At 64.2% G+C, this 14,796-nt stretch carries 19 protein-coding genes; 11 read left to right on the forward strand and 8 right to left on the reverse strand.

The features are described from left to right. Positions 1-33: 33 nt before the first annotated feature. Positions 34-213 (forward strand): hypothetical protein, encoded by a 180-nt coding sequence (locus tag O5K31_RS03260; RefSeq protein ID WP_269715798.1) that lies wholly within the window; start codon positions 34-36, stop codon positions 211-213. A gap of 50 nt (positions 214-263) precedes the next feature. Here the strand turns inward: O5K31_RS03260 and O5K31_RS18395 are convergent, their stop codons facing one another. Beyond that, positions 264-488 carry a transcriptional regulator gene (locus O5K31_RS18395; protein WP_442867751.1) on the reverse strand — a complete coding sequence of 75 codons (225 nt, stop codon included), beginning with the start codon at positions 486-488 and terminating at the stop codon, positions 264-266. Between the two features lie 61 nt (positions 489-549). On the opposite strand from O5K31_RS18395, the gene O5K31_RS03265 reads away from it, so the two are divergent. The 9 genes from O5K31_RS03265 to O5K31_RS03305 all read left to right on the forward strand — a co-directional run bounded on the left by O5K31_RS03265 (position 550) and on the right by O5K31_RS03305 (position 6,882). Beyond that, entirely contained in the window at positions 550-1,290 is a 741-nt protein-coding gene (locus O5K31_RS03265) for an XRE family transcriptional regulator (RefSeq protein ID WP_269715800.1), read from the forward strand. 181 nt (positions 1,291-1,471) lie between these two features. Then, positions 1,472-3,073 (forward strand): hypothetical protein, encoded by a 1,602-nt coding sequence (locus O5K31_RS03270; RefSeq protein ID WP_269715802.1) that lies wholly within the window; start codon positions 1,472-1,474, stop codon positions 3,071-3,073. A gap of 102 nt (positions 3,074-3,175) precedes the next feature. Next, complete coding sequence (locus O5K31_RS03275; protein ID WP_269715803.1) at positions 3,176-3,400, forward strand: hypothetical protein; 225 nt, start codon at positions 3,176-3,178, stop codon at positions 3,398-3,400. Continuing rightward, positions 3,397-3,741 carry a hypothetical protein gene (locus O5K31_RS03280; RefSeq protein ID WP_269715805.1) on the forward strand — a complete coding sequence of 115 codons (345 nt, stop codon included), beginning with the start codon at positions 3,397-3,399 and terminating at the stop codon, positions 3,739-3,741. Before O5K31_RS03275 ends, O5K31_RS03280 begins: the two co-directional genes overlap by 4 nt. Beyond that, positions 3,738-4,307, forward strand: a complete 570-nt coding sequence (locus tag O5K31_RS03285; RefSeq protein WP_269715807.1) for a hypothetical protein — start codon at positions 3,738-3,740, stop codon at positions 4,305-4,307. Before O5K31_RS03280 ends, O5K31_RS03285 begins: the two co-directional genes overlap by 4 nt. Continuing rightward, complete coding sequence (locus tag O5K31_RS03290; protein ID WP_269715809.1) at positions 4,304-4,537, forward strand: hypothetical protein; 234 nt, start codon at positions 4,304-4,306, stop codon at positions 4,535-4,537. Before O5K31_RS03285 ends, O5K31_RS03290 begins: the two co-directional genes overlap by 4 nt. 113 nt (positions 4,538-4,650) lie before the next feature. After that, positions 4,651-4,977, forward strand: a complete 327-nt coding sequence (locus O5K31_RS03295) for a hypothetical protein (RefSeq protein ID WP_269715811.1) — start codon at positions 4,651-4,653, stop codon at positions 4,975-4,977. Further along, entirely contained in the window at positions 4,974-5,372 is a 399-nt protein-coding gene (locus tag O5K31_RS03300) for a thermonuclease family protein (protein WP_269715813.1), read from the forward strand. The genes O5K31_RS03295 and O5K31_RS03300 overlap by 4 nt, the downstream gene beginning before the upstream one ends. Before the next feature lie 232 nt (positions 5,373-5,604). Then, positions 5,605-6,882 carry a tyrosine-type recombinase/integrase gene (locus O5K31_RS03305; RefSeq protein ID WP_269715815.1) on the forward strand — a complete coding sequence of 426 codons (1,278 nt, stop codon included), beginning with the start codon at positions 5,605-5,607 and terminating at the stop codon, positions 6,880-6,882. 572 nt (positions 6,883-7,454) lie between these two features. Here O5K31_RS03305 and O5K31_RS03310 read toward each other — a convergent pair. The 5 genes from O5K31_RS03310 to mnmD all read right to left on the reverse strand — a co-directional run bounded on the left by O5K31_RS03310 (position 7,455) and on the right by mnmD (position 13,208). Further along, the gene (locus O5K31_RS03310) at positions 7,455-7,937 is read right to left on the reverse strand and encodes a hypothetical protein (protein ID WP_269715817.1); all 483 of its coding nucleotides are present in this window, start codon (positions 7,935-7,937) and stop codon (positions 7,455-7,457) included. Then, positions 7,906-8,199, reverse strand: a complete 294-nt coding sequence (locus tag O5K31_RS03315) for a hypothetical protein (RefSeq protein ID WP_269715819.1) — start codon at positions 8,197-8,199, stop codon at positions 7,906-7,908. Before O5K31_RS03315 ends, O5K31_RS03310 begins: the two co-directional genes overlap by 32 nt. Positions 8,200-8,553: 354 nt before the next feature. After that, a complete protein-coding gene (locus tag O5K31_RS03320) occupies positions 8,554-10,842 on the reverse strand; it encodes a DUF2793 domain-containing protein (RefSeq protein WP_269715821.1) in 2,289 nt (762 codons plus the stop codon). A 128-nt stretch (positions 10,843-10,970) separates the two neighbouring features. After that, complete coding sequence (locus tag O5K31_RS03325) at positions 10,971-11,315, reverse strand: hypothetical protein (RefSeq protein WP_269715823.1); 345 nt, start codon at positions 11,313-11,315, stop codon at positions 10,971-10,973. A gap of 111 nt (positions 11,316-11,426) precedes the next feature. Next, on the reverse strand, positions 11,427-13,208 hold the full coding sequence (gene mnmD / locus O5K31_RS03330) for a tRNA (5-methylaminomethyl-2-thiouridine)(34)-methyltransferase MnmD (protein WP_269715825.1): 1,782 nt from the start codon (positions 13,206-13,208) through the stop codon (positions 11,427-11,429). A gap of 118 nt (positions 13,209-13,326) precedes the next feature. Here mnmD and O5K31_RS03335 point away from each other — a divergent pair, with 118 nt between their 5' ends. Beyond that, on the forward strand, positions 13,327-13,470 hold the full coding sequence (locus tag O5K31_RS03335) for a hypothetical protein (RefSeq protein ID WP_269715826.1): 144 nt from the start codon (positions 13,327-13,329) through the stop codon (positions 13,468-13,470). A 4-nt stretch (positions 13,471-13,474) separates the two neighbouring features. On the opposite strand, the gene O5K31_RS03340 is transcribed toward O5K31_RS03335, so the two are convergent. Both O5K31_RS03340 and motA read right to left on the reverse strand, forming a co-directional pair. Next, positions 13,475-13,768 carry a hypothetical protein gene (locus tag O5K31_RS03340; RefSeq protein WP_269715828.1) on the reverse strand — a complete coding sequence of 98 codons (294 nt, stop codon included), beginning with the start codon at positions 13,766-13,768 and terminating at the stop codon, positions 13,475-13,477. Between the two features lie 93 nt (positions 13,769-13,861). Then, the gene (gene motA / locus O5K31_RS03345) at positions 13,862-14,731 is read right to left on the reverse strand and encodes a flagellar motor stator protein MotA (RefSeq protein ID WP_269715830.1); all 870 of its coding nucleotides are present in this window, start codon (positions 14,729-14,731) and stop codon (positions 13,862-13,864) included. Positions 14,732-14,796 lie beyond the last annotated feature (65 nt).

The following is a 14,796-nucleotide window of genomic DNA, read 5'->3' on the forward strand; positions in this document are numbered from 1 at the left end:
TCGTTGGGTTTGGCCCTCAGCGCGGGAGGCGCGATGGACGAAGACTTGCCGATCTTGGATGCGATCTTGGAGGGCGTGCAGGCCGGGATTTTCTGGACCGCCGCGCGCCTCGACCGGGACAAGGCCCTGGTATGGAACAACCTTGCGGCCCAGCACCACGCTGCAGCCGCCTCTCTTCTCGATGATGAAATGACTAGGCTCGGCGTTGCGTAGGCGCCGGGCCATCTCTTTCTTGTGGAATGGTTGCCGGTCCATCTTTTGGCCTAAACCGCGCCGAAGATGTCTGGCCGGAGCCCCGCGCGCGAGACAACGCCGGCCGTCGCTCGGTCAATAGCAAGTGCGAGCTCAGGCGAAACACGACCGACTCGTCTAGCGTGCCAGATAGCATTCTGGGAAAAGCCTGTGGCTCGACCGAGTTTTCCTTGCGATCCGACTATTGAGATGGCCGCATCGAGAAGAAGCTGCACGGTTGTGGGGTGTGGTAACATAACACGAGATTTAACACGCGTGTTGGTTGTTGCAAGTGGGTTGTGGCTTGGAGGATAGAGTTTGGCGTCCGACGGCGAGAAGATTTCGGCCTACGAGTATCTCCGAGGCGAAGCTCTGCGAGAAATTGGAGCCAAGATTCGCGCCGCTCGGGAGGAGCGGGGGCTGAGCCAAGCTGCGTTGGCCGGCATGGTGTCCACAACGCAGCAGACGATCGATCGCCTTGAGCGCGGTAAGAGCAAGCAGTCTCGCTACCGTGATCATGTGCTTCGCGTTCTCGAATTGCCGCTTCCAACCGAACAGGAGGTGAATGCAATCGCTATTGGCGAGGCTCACCGACGGGAGCGCCTAATTTCCAAGGCGGCTCTGAGTGACCTGAGTTCGGGGCGCACTATCCCTCACGTCCAGGAAATCCCTGTCTACAAGCTCGAATATTCTTCAGAGAAGACTGGGGCTTTGCGTCGGCCGTGGACCCCAGTCGATTACTTGACGCGGCCCCAGCCACTGTTTCGGGTTGAAGGGGCGTACGGACTAATCGTCCTCTCGGGGGCGATGGAGCCGAGCATGTTTGAGGGCGATACTGCCTTAGTGAATCCTCACATTGTCCCTCGCCCTCGAAACGAGATCATCCTCATCGGTGAGGATGACGACAACTCCGGTAACGAGATACTTCTCCGATCATTCGTGTCGCAGGATGCTCGAGAATGGTCGGTGTCATCGCCCTCAGGGGGTGCCGCTGAAACTCTGTCGAAGGATGACTGGCCTGAATGCCATGTCATCGTGGGAAAGTTCACACGCATATAACACGCGCGGTTGTTGACTAACACGCGCGCGTGTGGATTAATGCCTCCATCGCCCGATGGAGAGCGCCACGTCATGCGACGCCCGCCCCGCTGTTGGCCGATTTTCGGAAGCATGCGGATTGGCGGGCGCTCGGCCTAGGAAACTTCGCGCCCGCCGCCGCACCAGAGACCTGGAGGGTCCTATGAGTGCAGTGAAGTCGTCTACCAAAAAGTCCGCCGCCCGCGCCACCGCCGCCAAGGCCGACGAAGCGCTGAAGGCTACTAACGAAGCGGCTCTGGTCACCGCAACCCGCGCAATCACCAAGGTCAGCGACCCGCTCGTGGTCCATGCGTGCGCCCGGTCCAAGTTCGAGCACACTGATTTCGGCCCGGACGGCAACATGCCTGCCGACGCCGTAGCCGAGTACGCGGAGGCGACCGACGTTCTCATCCGCACGAAGTCTCACTCTGCGGCAGGCATCGCCTACAAGCTTGCTAGCGCGATGGAGCTGACGGGGGAGTTCGGTTCGAGCACCCCTAGCCCGGAAGAAATCTACGAGACCATCGCGGAGGGTCCTACGACGACCCGCCTTCTGGCATCGGCTTATCTCGACGCTATGACGCAAGGGCGCGCGCGGCCGGCGCAGCGGCACGATGCCTGGGAATCGGCGTTGACGACCTTCAAGCTCGCGGACGCCGCTTACGACGCAGCGGCAAAGGCGTACGACGAAAGCTTCGTGGCCGTCCGCGATGATCGACCTGAAGCTCCGGACCTCGCTCGGGAGTTCGTCAACGGGAAGCCGGGAAATGTCATCCGTCTGGATGCCGTCGACCGACACGTCCGTGACATGGCGCCTGCGGTGGCCGAGCAGGTGAAGTCAACGGTGATTGCTCACTGGACCGCCGTAGAGGCGATTGAAGATCGCCACCATTTTTATGAGCGCGAGGAAGAGCAGGAGAACGCGACGCACGCACGATGGCTTGCGCTCAATGCGGTGATGGAGACACAGGCACCAGACGTCCTAGCGCTGGCGGAGAAGATGCGCCTTTACATCTTGGACTCCCATGGCGTCGACGTGGCCTCTAAGGAGCAACTCCAGCGACTGCTCAGCGGGGACGAGAAGGTCGAGGCAAAGCAAATGCTCGCGATCTACCGCGACATGCTCGCGATCGCCGATCTTCCTGATCCCACTCATGGCGTGGCCGCCTTTGACCCAACTGGCTGGCTAAGCGACTTTGAAGTTACGAACGAGTCGCCGTTCTGGTTCGATGATCGTGGCTTCTTCATCACGGACGATCAGGGCCTAGCCAAAGACGTTCCCACCGCTTGGCGTGAACTCCCCTCTTGGAAGAGAGAGCAAGTTCACGCGGCGGCTCGAACGCGAGGCATGGCTTGGCGCCTCGCCGCAGATGCCATCAAGACATACGCGAACGGGTGGTGGACACCGGACTCCGTCGACACCTTCATGGCTGTGCGGTGGGAGCAGGCAGACGGCGATGCCCGTAGGCTCGCGTGGGACTATATCGACCTCTCGGGCATCACCTTTGGAGATGGCGACAAGCACACCGGAGAGCGCCGCCAGCCGTTCGATGCGGCTGCGGTCTCCGCTGCATTCTCTCGTCTCCCTATTCGGAGCACCGCATCACCTGACGGCTCGCTGGTCTGGACCGCCCGCGACTACCGCCTGAACCAGTTAATCGGGCTCATCGAAGCCAGCTGGTCTGATGAACAGCGCCGGGAGGTGAGGGACCACGCCGCGCAAGCCGATGCCCGCGTTGGCTCCTTCCTGCACGCCGCCGAATAGCAACCCGCCCGCCGGCTACGGCTGGCGGGCAATGTTCGCCTTCCGTTCCTGAATCGCGGATAATTGCGACTTTCATCACAACACCTAGCTCAGCGAGCCTCCATGTCAGACCTGACCACTGGTACGTTGATTACGAATTACCTCGCCGACACCAAGGCGGCGTCGCGCTGCCGCGTCGAGGCGGCATTGCAACCAACCGCAGCAAGGTCCGGCCTCGTGAAGGCGGCGGACTACTATGACGCGCGAGCTTCCGCGTGGCTGGACGAGTTGCGCCTGAGACGCGCGGACAAGGATTTAGACCAACTCGTAAAGGCGCCTGGCAAATGAGATCGTCGAATGGTCATACGTCACAACTCGATATCAGCGAGCTCGGCGTCCTCCCGGCGCAGATCCAGCCGCTTTCCGCCGACGCCCGTCTCGCGCGCGAGTTGGTCAACATCGCTACGACGCACAGCCACGCCTACGCGTGGCCGCTTCCTGAACTACGGCGCCAACTGAAGATGGAGGAAGAGTCTGCTGCTCGAATGGCCACCGCCGCCGAGCAGCTCGAAGGCCGACGTCGGCTGGTCGCGATCTGGATCGCTGGCACGAACGCCAATCGAGCACTCCAGTACGAGGCCGTGTTGCGCGAGCGCACCACCAAAGCTCAGGCGAGGGCGGCGGCATGATCGGCCAGCAAGACGACCGCCGGGTTACCCCCTCGAAAGAGGAAATCCTGGCGATGACCGACGTCGCCGCCGTAGAGCAACTGGTCGATGAGCTCTCGAGCGCTGCGCGGAAGATCGAAGTCGATCTGGAGTTCTGCACAGAGGGCAGCGACGACTGGGAAGGCCGCGCTCGCGGGGCCCTGGCTCATCATCGCGTCGCTATCGATCGCCTCCTTCGACGTAAGCGAGACCTGACCGGCATGCGTGGCCCGTCCAAAGAGGAGGCAAAGGCAGAGAAGGCGGCTCGCAAGGCCGCCAGCGCCGCCGAGGCAGAAGCCGGCATAGAACGTCGCCGCCTGAGAGAGCAGGCTGCTCAGCGCCAGGCTAACGCAACTGCCGTAGCCGCAGCCGAGAAGACGAAGCGCCAGCTGATCTCTGCGATCGAGAAAGCGTCGTTCCAGGCGGCGTTCATCGCCGCCGCCGTCGAGCGGTTCACAGCCGAAGAGATGGAAGGGCTTTATCGGAGGGCGACGGAAATCCAGGCTGACCGCTTTCGCTCTACGGTCGAACTGGAGCAGGCAGCATGACGCGTACCCCAAGCGTAGAAGAGCTGAAGTCGCTCTATTTGAAGGTCATGCGCAATCTCGTCTGGCTCATGCTGGAGAACTTCCGCCGTCCGAGAGACCCTGCGACGATCTTCGCCCTCGGCCAGGTCGAGGAACAGGTCGTGGCCGTCACTAAGGCTCTGAAGGCCTGCGGCCAGGTGCCTGATCCCGAATGGGTCGTCACTCCGCCAATGCCTTCACCAGGTGCTTGATGGGGTCGCGCCGGAAGATGAGCAGTGAGCGAGTGGCTTCTGAGGCTTACCAAGTGATCGGCGCAATCGCTGATGCTGGCGGATTGTACCAGCACCCCGATGTTGGCCGTGCAATGGACTACTTCGACTCAGTTGCGGCCGGGCGTGCAGGCGCGGGAGAAATCCTTCCGTTTGCCCTATCAGCGTCCGCAACGACGGCCGACGCGCCGCCGCCGGCTGGTAGCACCCTGGAAAAGCTCAGGCTTGTCGCCGTTAAGGCGACCTACGGTGTGACCGATGCAGAGGCCGAGATGCCGTGGTCGGCGAGCGCCATCGCGTCAATCGACGCCATGGTCCGCGCCGTTGTTGAAGCGCTCAAGCAGCCTAGTGCGCTTTTCGCCGCCGACTTCGACCAGGATATGTGGTGCGAGGCGGTTGACGCGATTCTGGAGGGCAGATGACTGCCGGGATCGCGGTGGCCGCTGCCGCCTCGATTATCGCCTGCACAGCGCCGGCCGTTCATGACGGCGACACTCTGCGCTGTGGCGCCGAGAGCGTCCGCCTGTTCGGCGTTGACGCCCCGGAAGTTCGCCGCGGGCAAACACCAGCCGAACCCTACGCGTACGAGGCTCGGGACGAACTCGTTCGCCTGACCAGGGGAAGGGTTGGCTGCCGCTTCGTAGAGCGTGACCGATACGGCCGGTTTGTCGGCCGCTGCTGGTCAGACGCCTCCCCGGACCTCAACGCCGCCATCATCCGCTCCGGCTTCGCTAAGGAGTATCGGCGCTACAGCAAGGGTCGATACGCCGGGCCTGAAAGCGAAGCGCGCTCTGCTCGCCGGGGGCTCTGGAAGTGACCACCGCCCGACAACTGAGCCGCATCGACCGCAGGCCGCGGCCCGATCAGTGGGGTGACGCGGAGCCTATGACCCTTCAGGAGGCGATTGCGGTCTTCTGGCCCGACGGTCCCCTGAGCGTCAGCAGCCTCCGCGCCGCCATCCGCAAGGGTGACCTGATGCCGGCCATGGTCGCCGGAAAGCACTGGGTCACGCCCGCTCAGCTCCGAGCCCTCTTCCAACCGAGAACCAAATGCCCCGCCGATCAAAAGGCCCGCGCCTATATCTCCGCAAGTCGAGGTCGGACCGCATCGGCTCGAGCGACGTCTGGGTCATCAGAGACGGCTCGACTGAGATCAGCACAGGATGCGGCGCTGAGAGCCTGCACGGCCCTGATGGGGCGGAGAGCAAGCTCGCAGACTACATAGCGCTGAAGTGGACGCCGGCGCCGACGGTGCGCAGCGGCGACCCTGAGGCGATCCTCGTGGCCGACGTCCTGGCCTTCTACGCTCAGCGCAAGGCGCCCAAGCTCGCCGACCCTGTCAGCGCCGCGATCCGAGTCCGGACGCTACTGACCTGGTGGGGCGACAAGACCCTGGCCGACGTGAAGCTCTCCACCTGCGAGGACTACGTCACCCTTCGGACCACCCAGCCGCTCAAGCAGGCGAAATACGGCGCCGCCTTGGACAAGCGCGTTTCGATCGCCTGCGCCCGACGTGAGCTTGAGGATCTATCCGCCGCCATCGGCTTCTGGGCCAAGGAGAACCCGCTCGTTCGCCGGCCCATCGTCAGCCTGCCTCCGAAGAACGAGAGCCCACGCGACGCTCTGACCCGGTCCCAGGCGGCGGCGCTGCTCCTGGCGGCCATGGGCTGGCGCTGGGAGCCCTTCCCGACCGGTAAGCCAAACCATGCGGGCATCAAGGGTCGTTGGAAGCGCCTGTCGCTGTCGGCGCGCCTGAACCGGGCGCACCTGCGCCGGTTCGTGCTGATCGGGCTCTACACCGGCACTCGGCCAGGCGTGATCCCGAAGGTGCTATGGGAAGAGAGCCCGACCCAGGCCTGGACCGATCTCGACAGCGGGACGATCTATCGCCGCGGCAAGAGGGAGACCGAGCACCGGACCAAGCGCCGGCCACTGGTGAAGATGCCCGACCGGCTCCTGGCTCACATGCGACGCTGGCGCGCCGCCGACCTCGTCGCCCTGGCTGAACGCCGGGCCGCTGACGAGGCAAAGGGCAGGGAAGGGGCCTCCGATCAGCTGTCGACCGTGCTGCACCATGGTGGCCGTCCAATAGCCGGACGCATCCGGCGCGGCTTCGCAGCCCTAGTGCGGGACGCCGCCCTGGACCCTGACATCACCCCTCACTGGATGCGCCACACCTGCTGCACCTGGCTGATGGAAGGCGGGACCGACCTATGGGAGGCTGCCAAGTACACTGGAATGACGACGAAGACTCTTGAAGACCATTATGGTCATCATCGCCCAGACCATCAGGAAGGTGCCCGCCGAGCCTTGGGAAGGCCTCGCTGATTCTATCGCCACCTGTAGTCATCGTTGTGCGCTTGGTTTATCGCGCTCTCTGTACCAGGTTCACCAGAGGCGGAGCTTTGCTTTGCCACAATCCCCATTCGTACGGCGCGCCGTTTGACTGAGTCTATCCTTGATGCCCCCAACACAGGGATGGGCTGCAACTCGCATAAAGAATTCTTTATTTGATTTGGATTTGACAGAACGCCCGCGGCGCCCGAATTAGCGATCAGGCACTCGTCGCCTCCTTTTTTGTCACACCCAGAAGCCCGCATTACGGGGGCGCATGGGGCGCTCTGAGCGCCGGGCTACTCCCGGTACGCAAGGAGAGGCAAAATGAGTCGACTTGTCTGTCAGTGGCCGAAAGCGGTGAGCGTTTGCTCTTATATCCGCTTCCGGCACGGCAAATGGGAAACCGTGGTTTCCCACTGCCGCAGCTATCCGTCTTATTGACCTAGGACCGGATAATTGACTTGGGCGACGAGTGCCACCGACCGCCTTTTGAATCAGAAATCTGCTGATGTCTACTGCGGCGGTTGGCAATTCGGAGCGTGGGTTGGAATTTACGGTCGTGTTCAATCTTTTCTGCGCTTGAGGAGTACAAACGCGCAGAAAGCGCGGCGGTCTTTCTCCTCCGCCGCGTCGAACGCTTCGATAGCCCCCTTCACGGTCTCGATGTCCTGCTGGATTTCTGATCGGGCCACTTGGACGTATGGGTCGTAGTCAGCCAAGTGGCGCTTCGCTTGGAGCGCTTTGAATTGGTCCCCATAATCCTGGATGGCGTTCGGGAATTTCCTGATCGCGTTGTCGTCGCAGGCCGCTTTGGTCGCCTTATGCTCCAAGCCGCGGTATGTTTGCTGCCACGCTGGTTTACTGCGCGTGTCCGCATCGCCACCGATCAACAGATCGGCGCACGCTCGAGCAAGGTGATGGAACAGGGCGTAATAGACGCTACTTCGCGAGCGTCTAAGTTCCGCGTCCGTCGGGTTCTCGGACGCGATGAGGGTTTCCGCTACAGCTAGAAGTTCAGGCCACAGCAGGTTGTTGGCCCCGTTCATCATCCGAAGAGATGAAGCGATATACCGGGAAGGGCGGCGTACCCGAGTACTCGCGGAGGCGATCGCGGGTGTGACGCGTGATGCTTACGGTCTTCCCGGTGTCTAGGCCCGCCGTGGCGTCAAAGACAACGGTCACATAGACCAGCATATCATCTTCGTATTCGTCGCCTGCCTTGACGTCGATAGAAACAATCTGGGCGTCGTCAAAGCGATCATGAATCACGCTTTCGATCGCCTTCCGAATATCTTCGTCCAGCACCATGAACACCGCCTTTCTTGCGAATCGCTCGCAGGAGCGGTTCGCCTCCCCCACGGGGCGCCGGCCTTACCGACCGCGTCGCCCACCGTCAACACTGTGCATCCCGGTTATGAGGGTGTCTACCTTCCATAACGCGCCAAGAGGGGCGAAGTTCGATCCGCCCCGGCGAAGCCCCGCCGCCCCAGTTATCCCCCAGAAACGAAGAAAAATGGGGTGAACAAAAAGGGACGAAAGGAAACGCCAAACCCTTATAGGGCAAGGGCTTGGCGCTGATGCCTCTTCGTTGACATCGAGGGGGTCACAGGTTCAATCCCTGTCGCGTCCACCATCTCTTTCCTTACAAGCTGACCGACCCGGCTACTTCACCTTGATGAAGTAGGGCGCCATACCGTTGGTCGCTGAGAATTTGGGCAGGCGGAAGTGGGTCGTCGGGTCGAATTGGGGCGAGTAGCGGCGGATGAAGTTTGAATCGCTCTGAATGAAGCCAAGGCCATCCCAACTCGCGCCTTTCGGCCCAGCATTCAGAGAGGTCACTGGCGCCCCAACGATATCACGCGTCGTGAGATAGCCAGGGGCGGGGAGAAGAGCCGTCCCCTGCACGCCGGGGGAGAGGTACTCACCCAAGTTCACACCCGTGCGCAGGGTCCTCCACGCTGTCAGATCCACGGACGAATAGAGCCCAGCGCTGGTCAGCAGCAAATAGGAGCCGTCATCCATCACGAGCATGTCTCGGATCGGACCCGGCGCCGGAGGAGCAGCGCTGAAAGGGCCATTGGGGGCGGCGGCGGACCAAATGGTCGTAGTTTGATTGGCGCAAACCCACTTTTCCGTAGTGGAGTTGTAGACGAGCCCAAAGGCGTCGTTCGACTTTCCATCAATGCTCGAAGAGGACCAACTGCCGGTCCCCGCCACAAAGTCAGCGACGTCTTTCCGATAAACGACGCCGTTCGCCACGAACGCATAGGTCACGCCATCGGTGGCGAACCGGGCGACGTAATTGCTCGTGGTCGCTGCCGGAAGGTTGAACACGGCGGCCATGCTGTCATTGAACACGAGATAGCGCGTGCGGCTGAAGTTGGGACCGATGGGGATGACTGCGTGGCTAGCCCCGAACGAAGCTTGGGACAGGTTTTGCTCGGCACCTTCGCCAAGATAGATGCCGCTCATCGCGTCTGTGATCGGCCCGGAGAAATTCGAAGCCTTCTTCAAGTAGAAGTAGTGACGGTATTTACCATCGGGCTCGTCGTATTCTCGGGTAGCAACGGCAAGCCAGTACTTTCCGAAGGTGTACGTGGCTACGCTTGACCCAACCTCCAGACCCACCGCTTCAAAGCCATTCTGCGGAAGAACGGTATCGAGATAGAGGAACCCAATCCGGTCAAACAGCTCCGGATAGGCCGTCTGCGACAGCACACCCCCATTACACGGCGCCCACTTGTCGCTCGGCTGGCCGGCGAACGGGCGGATTTCGCCGACTTCGGCGGTGTCGAATTCAGGCATGGTGATCAGGTCCGCGAGAGTGATTTTCCGGTTGGTCTGGGCTGAGGCGTCGTAGATCAGCAGTTCGTCGTCGGGCGCGGGCTCCACAGCCTCCTGGCCGTGCAGGTACGCGTCCTGGGCCGCCTTCACGCCGGCCGGATTGGCGAACAGGTCGTCGGCTTCGCCGGCCACATGCTCGGCCGTATCCGCCATCAGGGCGCGCCAGTAGGTCGTCGCGCGCCGGTAATAGAGGCCGGTGTCCGCCAGGATGACGGTCATGCCCTCGGCGGCCGCGATGAATCGCCAGTCGTCGCCGCGCCAGATGGCGATCTGGCCTTCATGACCTTCCCAGGCGCCCGTCGCGCCTTGCGGCACGAGATAGCCGTCGCCCGTGGCGGGCGTGGACGGCGGCGTGGTTATCGAACCGCTCTTCAGGGCGAAGAAGCCGCCGACGCCCAGCAGTTCCCCCTGCACGAAGGCGGTGGTGGCGATGCTGTCGTCATTGTCGCCGGCGGCGGGCGTGGGCGCCTGCGGATCGCCGGTGAACACCGGGCTGTCCAGTGGCGCGGCCTGGGGCAGCTTCACCGCCAGGAACGGCGCGCCGGGATAGAGCGCGATGTCGGTCACCACCGTCTGACCTTGGGCCACGGTGACGACCCAGGCGCCCACCTTGCCCTCGTCGGGGGTCGGGGTGATCTGCGAACCCGTAGCGGCGGGTTCGCCGGCCTTCACGCTGACGACGCAGCGGTCGGCCCGCACGGTGGTTTCGGCCGGACCTTCGCCGTCCGGCTCCTGGATGTCGGCCTCCTGCAGGGCGGCTTGGACCAGATAGGCGATCGACTGGCCCGAGGTCACCGGCGCCGGACAGGCGAGGATCAGCGGGTCCTGCATCAGGCCCTGCTTGAGGATCAGGTGCGGGTCGGCCGGCAGGTCGCCATAGGCGACGGCGTCCACCGGCGCGGTCTTGTAGATCGCGCCAGGCGCGATCTCGACGCTCAGGCCTTCAGCCGGCGTGCAGGCTAGCCCATCCAGCACTGGGCCTTCGCCCAGGGTGGTGCGGGCCAGCCAGCCTAGGCCGGTCATGGCGAAGCGGTTGGTTCGGCGCAGGTCGTTTTCCTGCACCAGTTGGAGCAGCAGCTCCTTTGGATTTCCGTTGGCGCGATCCATCTCGCTCTCCTTTGCAGTGGAGAACGAAGTATGAACTCAGCTCTGATGGTGCGGATTTTGCGCCGATAGGAACTTACAAGCGCCCGATAAAGCTGAGATTTGTCGCGTTTACGACGCGGACAAGCCGCCTAGACCGCCTTCGTCTCGATGGAGGCGCGCATGCGGTCGGCCACTTCGCCCAGGGTGATGGTCGACAGGGCGGCTTGCACGTCCAGCGTTCCGCTCTGGGCGAGCGACTGGGACAGCTTGTTGCTGAAGTCGGCCATGGCCGTGACCCGCTGGGCCAGCATGTCCACGGTATGCAGCTCCTGCATCACCGCCATGCGGCCCTCGACCGGGGTCGCCTCCAGGATGCGGCCCAGGGCGTCGTCCAGGGCTCCACACGACTGAGAGGCGATGGCCATCTCGCCGGTCAGGGCTTTCAGGACCGCGGCGACGACGTCCGCGGTGATTTCCGGCTGAGCTGCTGACATTGGCCCCCCTCAAGGCGATATCGAATCGAGCGCAAACATACGGCCAAGACCGCAACCATTGTCTTAACCCTGCGCCGACCGCCTGCGACAAAATCGCGTGGTGTCAGGCGTTTAGCGCCCGCGGGCCTCAAAGCGTCCAGGCGCAACCGAGGCCGCCAGATCGTGTGGAAGAGGCGAGGGCGCATCGCAGATCAGCGCCGCAATATGCTCGGCCAGTAGCGGCGCGGCGCAAAATCCACGCGAACCCATGCCGGTCAGCAGATACAGGCCATCGCCGGCCGCGCCCGCCGTCGGCAGGCGGTCCGCCGTGGTCGCCCTTATGGCCGCCCGCGCCCGCAGCGGCGTCCCCGCCAAGCGCTCGGCCAGCCTCGGTGCGCGCGTGGCGAGATTGGCCAGGTTGCGGGCGTCATCCTCCGCCCGAACGGCTTCATCCCCCGCGTCGCGGTCATGGGTGGCGCCAAACAGCAAGCCGTCGCGCGTGGGGATCACGTACCCGCCGAACGCCGCCGCGACGGGGGCGGGCAGGGCGTCGGTGAAGCTGGCCTGGCCGCGCACCGGCTGCAGCGAGGTCTGCGGATGCAGCGCCGGCACGCCCATGCCCGCCGCCAGGATCACCGCATCCGCACGGGTCAGTTCCGCGCCGTCTTCGCCCAGCAGGTGCCAGCCCCCATCGACGGCTTCAAGACCCGCGACCTTGGCCCGCACGATCTCGCCGCACCACGCCGCCAGGACGGGCGCCGGCTCGATGACCAGGGCGTCCTCCAGCTTCAGCGCGCCGGGCGCCTCCGCCTCGCCCATGGCGGCGGCGACCGCCTCGCCGTCCAGGCGCGACAGGGTCCGCGGCTCGAACAGGGGTGAGGCGGCGATGCGGTCGAACCGGCTGGCGTCCTTGTCCTTGGCCTCCAGCTGCAGCACGCCCCGCGCGATGATCGCCTCAGGCGTCTCGCCATACAGCGCGACCGCCCGACGGAAGGCCTGGGCGTAGAGCCGCCCGGCCGGACCATCCCCCGCGTCCAGCCTTGGCGTCACCAGGGCCGCCGGATTGCCCGACGCGCCGCCCCCCGCTCCACGAGGGTCGAACACCGTCGCCGTTCCGCCCAAGGCTCGCACGGCTCGCGCGGCGCTGGCGCCGGCGATCCCGCCGCCGATCACCGCCACATGGGGAGCCGGCTTGGGGATCGATGTAGCGCCGGCGGGTAGGAAGGCCTCCAGCCGTTCGCGCTTACGGCCATAGCCGGGCTTCTTCTCGACGGTGAAGCCCGCCGCCGCTAGGCCACGCCGCACCTGACCGGCCACGGTAAAGGTCGCCGCCCGGGCGCCTGGCGCCGAGCGCTGCGCCACCAGGGCCAGGACCTCGTCACTCCACATGGCGGGATTGAGGGCGGGAGAGAAGCCGTCCAGGAACCAGGCGTCCGCCGCCCCGCTCCACCCGCTCAGCGCCGCTCGCGCATCCATCACCGCCACGTCGAGCACGGCGCCGAACTCCGGCAGGTCCACGCGATGAAAGCCCGCCGCCTGTCCAGGCCAGCGGGCGATCAGGGCCCGAGCCGCATCCGCGATCTGGGGCCACCGCGACAGCGCGCGGGCGGCCTCCTCGGCGGTGATCGGGTGCACCTCGATGGAGAAGATGTGCAGCCGTCCGCCAACCGGACGCTCGCGCCGCCAAAGCTCCAGCAGGGCGGCGATGTTCAGGCCGGTGCCGAACCCCAACTCGCCCACCACGAAGCGGTCCCGCCCGCGCCAGGCGTCTGTCAGCCCGCATCCCTGCAGGAAGACCGCCTCGGTTTCGGCCAGGCCGTCGTCGCTGGAGAAATAGACATCGCCATAGAGCCGCGAGGCCGGCAGGCCGTCGTCGCGCCAGGTCAGCGGTGAGGAAAGGGGCGTTTCGGTCATTTCCCGCCCGGCTTTTAAACTACGGAGGCCGCAAACGCCTATGGCGTCACGGTTTCATGATGAATGCGCGCTTAACCATGATAGCGTCCCGCCATCCTGTTAGGGGCGGGAGAACGACGTGAACCTACCACTGGCGATTATCATCATGCTGGGCTTTGCGGCCCTGATCGCATGGCCCAGCCTAGAGCCGCACGTGCGGCGCTGGCTGCGCAATCAAAGACGCTCCAGACGCGCGCGCCTGGAGCGTATCGAAGACCTGTAAGCTTTTAGTGCGGTTTGGCCGGCTCGACCGGCGCCTCGGTGGGCTTCTCGGCCGTGACCGGTGCGTCTGCGGGCGGCTGTGTGTCGGCCGGGGCGTCCGACGGCGCGGCGACCGTGCTGGCGTCAGCGGCTGCGGCAGCCGCGGCGGCGGCGGCTTCCTCAGTGGTGGTGCCGGCCGGCTGGGCGGCGGTGTGTTCGCCCTCGCCCTCGGCGTGATCCGACTTGCCGCAGGCCGAAAGGCCCAGCGCGGCCGCGACAGCGCCGACGATGGCCAGCTTGCGGATCAGGTCGGTGTTCATGGCGTAGCCCCTGTCTGTTTGACTTGAGGCGACGATTACGCCGTTCGATCAGCCGCGCAAGTTAGAGACTCTTAATGCGGCGCCAGCCGAACCCTAGGCTTCGGTCGGCAGGGCCTGCAGCGCCGCTTCCAGCTCCAGGAAGCTGGGTTGTGCGCCACTGGGGATGTCGCCACGGCCGATCTCGACCGAGATCTGGGCGGCGTTGCCGTGCAGGTGGGCCACCAGCACCGACTGGATGATCTTGTAGAAGGCGCCTTCCTCCTCGATCACGTTCTTCATGCGCGTGGCGAAGGGACCGACCAGGCCATAGGCGAGGAACACGCCGAGGAAGGTGCCGACCAGGGCGCCGCCGATCATGCCGCCGAGCACGGCGGGCGGCTCGGTGATCGAACCCATGGTCTTGATGACCCCTAGAACGGCGGCCACGATGCCCAGGGCGGGCAGGGCGTCGGCCATGTTCTGCAGCGCGTGGGACGGCGCCAGCGCCTCGTGGTGGTGCTTCTCCAGCTGCTTTTCCATCGCGTCCTCGACCTGGTGGGGATCCTCCAGGTTCATGGTCATCATGCGAAGGGTGTCGCAGATGAAGTCGATGGCGAAGTGGTCCTTCATCAGCTTGGGATAGCGCGAGAAGATGGTGCTATCGCCCGGCTTTTCGATATGCGCTTCCAGGGCGATGACGCCCTTGGACTTCATGGTCTTGGTCAGCTGGAACAGCAGGCTGAGCAGGTCGCGATAGTCGGCGGCCTTCCACTTGGGGCCAGAGAAGACCTTGGCCATGCCGCCGCCGCAGCCCTTGATCACCGCCATGGAGTTGGAGATCAGGAACGCGGCCACGCCGGCGCCGCCGATCGCCATCATCTCGTGAGGCAGGGCGTGCATGATCACGTCCATCTTGCCGCCGGAGATGATGTAGCTGCCGAAGACCAGCGCGAACAGCAGGACGATGCCGATGATCTGGAACATGGGTGGAGGACGCCTTTGGGCCGGATTTCAGGCCGTCAGCATGGCGATTAATGCTTAATCCAAGG

Origin of the sequence: Caulobacter sp. NIBR2454 (assembly GCF_027474405.1) — a bacterium.
Taxonomy (GTDB): Bacteria; Pseudomonadota; Alphaproteobacteria; order Caulobacterales; family Caulobacteraceae; genus Caulobacter.

Bases quoted from the DNA above. Each gene is read 5' to 3' on its own strand.
- O5K31_RS03325 (WP_269715823.1), bottom strand. From the start codon at position 11,315: ATGTCAGCAGCTCAGCCGGAAATCACCGCGGACGTCGTCGCCGCGGTC.
- O5K31_RS03340 (WP_269715828.1), bottom strand. From the start codon at position 13,768: ATGAACACCGACCTGATCCGCAAGCTGGCCATCGTCGGCGCTGTCGCG.
- O5K31_RS03285 (WP_269715807.1), top strand. From the start codon at position 3,738: ATGATCGGCCAGCAAGACGACCGCCGGGTTACCCCCTCGAAAGAGGAA.
- O5K31_RS03315 (WP_269715819.1), bottom strand. From the start codon at position 8,199: ATGGTGCTGGACGAAGATATTCGGAAGGCGATCGAAAGCGTGATTCAT.
- motA (WP_269715830.1), bottom strand. From the start codon at position 14,731: ATGTTCCAGATCATCGGCATCGTCCTGCTGTTCGCGCTGGTCTTCGGC.
- O5K31_RS03280 (WP_269715805.1), top strand. From the start codon at position 3,397: ATGAGATCGTCGAATGGTCATACGTCACAACTCGATATCAGCGAGCTC.
- O5K31_RS03260 (WP_269715798.1), top strand. From the start codon at position 34: ATGGACGAAGACTTGCCGATCTTGGATGCGATCTTGGAGGGCGTGCAG.
- O5K31_RS03300 (WP_269715813.1), top strand. From the start codon at position 4,974: ATGACTGCCGGGATCGCGGTGGCCGCTGCCGCCTCGATTATCGCCTGC.
- O5K31_RS03290 (WP_269715809.1), top strand. From the start codon at position 4,304: ATGACGCGTACCCCAAGCGTAGAAGAGCTGAAGTCGCTCTATTTGAAG.
- O5K31_RS03295 (WP_269715811.1), top strand. From the start codon at position 4,651: ATGGACTACTTCGACTCAGTTGCGGCCGGGCGTGCAGGCGCGGGAGAA.
- O5K31_RS03270 (WP_269715802.1), top strand. From the start codon at position 1,472: ATGAGTGCAGTGAAGTCGTCTACCAAAAAGTCCGCCGCCCGCGCCACC.
- mnmD (WP_269715825.1), bottom strand. From the start codon at position 13,208: ATGACCGAAACGCCCCTTTCCTCACCGCTGACCTGGCGCGACGACGGC.
- O5K31_RS18395 (WP_442867751.1), bottom strand. From the start codon at position 488: ATGTTACCACACCCCACAACCGTGCAGCTTCTTCTCGATGCGGCCATC.
- O5K31_RS03310 (WP_269715817.1), bottom strand. From the start codon at position 7,937: ATGAACGGGGCCAACAACCTGCTGTGGCCTGAACTTCTAGCTGTAGCG.
- O5K31_RS03320 (WP_269715821.1), bottom strand. From the start codon at position 10,842: ATGGATCGCGCCAACGGAAATCCAAAGGAGCTGCTGCTCCAACTGGTG.
- O5K31_RS03275 (WP_269715803.1), top strand. From the start codon at position 3,176: ATGTCAGACCTGACCACTGGTACGTTGATTACGAATTACCTCGCCGAC.
- O5K31_RS03305 (WP_269715815.1), top strand. From the start codon at position 5,605: ATGCCCCGCCGATCAAAAGGCCCGCGCCTATATCTCCGCAAGTCGAGG.